This is a genomic window from Polaromonas sp. P1_G2, assembly GCF_056405515.1.
This window is the reverse complement of sequence record NZ_JBFUBY010000413.1, coordinates 1-2,553: the sequence shown is the minus strand read 5'-3', so window position 1 is coordinate 2,553 and position 2,553 is coordinate 1. Positions and strand designations below refer to the sequence as shown.

The 2,553-nt window shown below is 67.5% G+C and carries 4 protein-coding genes; all 4 read right to left on the bottom strand.

What is annotated here, in order from left to right; genetic code table 11:
* Positions 1 to 321 (bottom strand): SDR family NAD(P)-dependent oxidoreductase (locus AC1D0P_RS24465; RefSeq protein WP_477679105.1); only part of this gene is annotated, 321 nt, incomplete at its 3' end.
* A gap of 25 nt (positions 322 to 346) precedes the next feature.
* Positions 347 to 1,105 (bottom strand): LPS export ABC transporter periplasmic protein LptC, encoded by a 759-nt coding sequence (gene lptC / locus AC1D0P_RS24460; RefSeq protein WP_477679104.1) that lies wholly within the window; start codon positions 1,103 to 1,105, stop codon positions 347 to 349.
* Positions 1,102 to 1,701 carry a KdsC family phosphatase gene (locus AC1D0P_RS24455; protein ID WP_477679103.1) on the bottom strand — a complete coding sequence of 200 codons (600 nt, stop codon included), beginning with the start codon at positions 1,699 to 1,701 and terminating at the stop codon, positions 1,102 to 1,104. The genes lptC and AC1D0P_RS24455 overlap by 4 nt, the downstream gene beginning before the upstream one ends.
* Positions 1,701 to 2,553: KpsF/GutQ family sugar-phosphate isomerase (locus AC1D0P_RS24450; protein ID WP_477679102.1), on the bottom strand; the 853-nt coding region annotated here is incomplete at its 5' end. The genes AC1D0P_RS24450 and AC1D0P_RS24455, both read right to left, overlap by 1 nt.

Sequence of the window (2,553 nt, the reverse complement as noted above, 5' to 3'; positions counted from 1 at the left end):
GGTTTGCGCCATCACGTCCAGGTCAGATCGCACGGCGGTGTCCATGCCGACGCTGATGCCGGCGTTGGCGATCACGACATCGGGCACGCCTTGCGCGGCCACGCAGGCCAGGCCTGCCGCGACGATGCTGTCGGTGTCGGCCACATCGGCGCTGTAGACCTGGTAGCGGCCCGCGCCAAGGGCGTTGGCCTCTGCCCAGGCCTGGACCTCCGCCGTGCGGCGCGCGGCCAGCGCCAGCCGGTAGCCCGCTGAATAAAACCGCATGGCCAGTGCCTGGCCTATGCCGCTGGACGCTCCGGTGATGAATACGAGTCTGGACATAGGCGGCCGTTAAAAAAGCCGGCCGCTAAGGCGTGGCCGGTCTGGTGGAACTTGCCGGCGCCGATGGTGCCGTCGGCAAGGTCAAGCTGGGAAGGCCCGCAGCGCTCGCCGCGGAGCGGGGCACCAGGATGCCGTGGACGCGGCCCTTGAGGTCGGCCACCTGGTCCAGGTTGTCATACGCGAAAGTGTCACCGACAAACTGGTCGGTGCCGCGGATCAGCAACACGGGCTTGTGGGATTTCACGCGCTCGTCGTTCAGGAAAGCATGCAGGAACTCGCCGCGAAACTCCATGCGCGGCGTTTCCTTGCCGCTGGCATCCGTGCTGGCTTCCCTGACCACCCGCGCATTGCCGGCCAGCTGCACTTCCGAGCCGTCGCCGTTGGAATAAGCGCGGTTGGCCGTGGCGACGGTGATGCGGCCGTCGGGGCTGATGCTGCGGATCCTCGCCTGGTCGATCTCAAGAATGTCGGTGTCCGGGAAATGCCTGGCCTCGATGCCGTAGATCTCGCTCTTGAGCTGGCCGCCCTCGTCAAAAGTCTTGACGGTGAACTTGCGCATGAAATAGTCAATGTCGTGGCTGGCTTCGCGCACGGCTTCCGGCGTGCTGAAAATGGGCGTGTTGCGCACCAGCCAGTAGGTCCCCAGCGCCAGCGCGCCCATCATCAGCAGCGGCATATAGATGGCCATGCTGTCCCACACGCGCAGCAAGCTGCGCCAGGCCCTCCTGAGCGGCCGGAACGGGCCGCTGCGGCCCGCGCCTGAGTTCTGCGTCGCGGTCGTCATTGGCGGTATTCCTCAAGGAGCTCGGCGTAGCGCCCGCTTGCGACGAGCAACAGGTCGCAGAACTCGCGCGCCGCGCCCTGGCCACCCGGCACCCGCGTGACATGGTGGGCTTGCGCCAAGACTTCCGCGTGCGCATTGGACGGCGCGCAGCTCAAGGCTACGCGGGACATCACCGGCAGGTCCGGCCAGTCGTCGCCCATGGCGGCCGCCGCGGTCCAATCCAGGCCCAACGCCTGCAGTGTGGTTTCGGCCGCGGGTCGCTTGTCTTCAGTGCCGAAATACGCATGCGCAATGCCCAGCGCCTGCAGGCGGGCGCGCAGCACATGGCTGTCACGCCCGGTGATGATCACCGGGGTGATGCCGCAGCGCTGCAACAATTTCAGGCCGTGGCCGTCCAGCGTGTTGAAGCGTTTGATGATTTCACCAGCGGGGCGGTAGCCACCGCCGGGCTGGGCCAGCGGATGGCCGTCTGGGTACTCCGAGAAATACAGGCCGCCGTCGGTCAGCACGCCATCGACGTCAAAAAAAGCCACCTTGACCCCCTGCGCACGCAGCAGCAGTTCGGGAGCGAAGTTCAGGACAGGCGTGACAGCCATCAGATGACTTTCGCGCGCATCAGGTCGTTGGTGTTGAGCGCGCCGCACAGCACGCCGGCCTCGTCGACCACCAGCACGCTGGTGATGCGATGCTGCTCCATCAACGCGACCGCTTCAACCGCCAGCGAATCCGCCCGCACGGTGCGCGGGTCGGCATGCATCACGTCACCGGCCTTGCTGCTGCGCAGGTCCACGCCTTTTTCGATCAGGCGGCGCAAGTCGCCGTCGGTGAAAATGCCGAGCACGCGCCGCGCGCCGTCGACCACGGCGGAGGCCCCAAGGCCCTTGACGCTCATCTCGCGCATGAGGTCGGTGAAACTGGTGTCGGGCCGCACCTGCGGCACGTCGTCGCCGCTGCGCATCACGTCGCTGACGTGCGTCAGCAGCTTGCGGCCCAGCGCGCCGCCCGGGTGCGAGCGGGCAAAGTCCTCTTCCTTGAAGCCGCGCACGTCGAGCAGCGCCACGGCCAGCGCATCGCCCATGGCGAGCTGGGCGGTGGTGCTGGCCGTCGGCGCCAGGTTCAATGGGCAGGCTTCCAGCGCGACGCTGCTGTCGAGCGTGACGCGCGCGTAGCGCGCCAGCGCGGACTGGGCGCCGCCGGTGATGGCGATCATGGGCACGCCCTGGCGGCTCAGCACCGGCAGGATCACCGTGAGTTCCTCGCTTTCGCCGCTGTTGGAGATCGCCAGCACCACGTCCTGGCCGGTGATCATGCCCAGGTCGCCATGGCTGGCTTCGGCCGGATGCACAAACATGGCGGGGGTGCCGGTGGAGGCCAGCGTGGCCGCGATCTTGCGGCCTATGTGGCCGCTTTTGCCCATGCCCATGACCACCACGCGGCCCGGGCAGGCC